The 995-nt window shown below is 75.7% G+C and carries 1 protein-coding gene; it reads left to right on the forward strand.

All coding sequences use genetic code 11. The annotated features are described in order from the left end of the window. The coding region (locus ABD369_RS40710; protein ID WP_344641677.1) for a glycosyltransferase family 39 protein at window positions 1–995 on the forward strand (995 nt) is incomplete at both ends.

Genomic DNA, 995 nt, shown 5'->3' on the forward strand with positions numbered 1-995 from the left:
GCCTCGATCACGCTCACCGCGTTGATCGCCCGCGAGCTGGGCGCCGGGCGCGGCGGGCAGGTGCTCGCGGCAGGGGCGGCGGCCTGCTCGGGCTACGTGCTGGGCAACGGCCACCTGCTCTCCACCGCGACCTTCGACCTGACCGCCTGGCTGACGATCATCCTGCTGACGCTCCGCCTGTCGCGTACCGGGGAGGCCCGCTGGTGGCCGCTGCTCGGCGTGGCGGTCGGGATCGCGCTGCTGAACAAGCTGCTGGTCCTCGGGCTGCTCGTGGTCCTGGCGGCGGGCACCCTGACAGCCGGGCCGCGCGGCCTCTTCGTGCCCCGGCCGCGCACCCTGGTCGGCCCGCTGACCGCGCTGCTCGCCGCGCTCCCGTTCGCGCTGCCCGTCCTGTGGTGGCAGGCCGCGCACGGCTGGCCCGAGCTGACGGTCGCCCAGGGGCTCAGCGCCGCCGGCGGAGTGGGCGGGCGGCTGCTCGTCCTTCCTATGCAGGTGCTCCAGTTCTCCCCGCTGCTGGCGCCCCTGTGGCTGACCGGGCTGAGCCGGCTGCTGCGCCGGTCGGAGCTGCGCTGGGCCCGGCCGGTCGCGGTGGCGTGGGTGATGCTCTGCCTGCTGGTGATGGCGGGGGGTGGCAAGGCGTACTACCCGATTCCGCTGCTGTACGCGATCACCGCAGCCGGCTGCGAGCCGTGCGCCCACTGGGCCAGCGAGCACCGCGCCAAGCTCGCCGGCGGACTGCTCGCGGCCCTGCTCACCAGCGCCCTGGCCGCCCTGCCGGTGCTTCCCGCCTCGGCGCTGGCCGTGCCGATGACCGTCGACCCCGACATCGGTGAAGAGGTCGGCTGGCCGGAGCTCGCGCGTGCCACCGCCACCGGCTGGGCGGCCATCCCCGCCGAGCAGCGGGCCACCGCCGTGCTGCTGACCTCGAACTACGGCGAGGCCGGAGCCCTCGCGCAGTACGGGCCCGCCCTCGGCCTGCCATCCCCGTACTCCGG

The organism is Kitasatospora cystarginea (genome assembly GCF_039533515.1).
GTDB classification, from domain to species: Bacteria; Actinomycetota; Actinomycetes; order Streptomycetales; family Streptomycetaceae; genus Kitasatospora; species Kitasatospora cystarginea.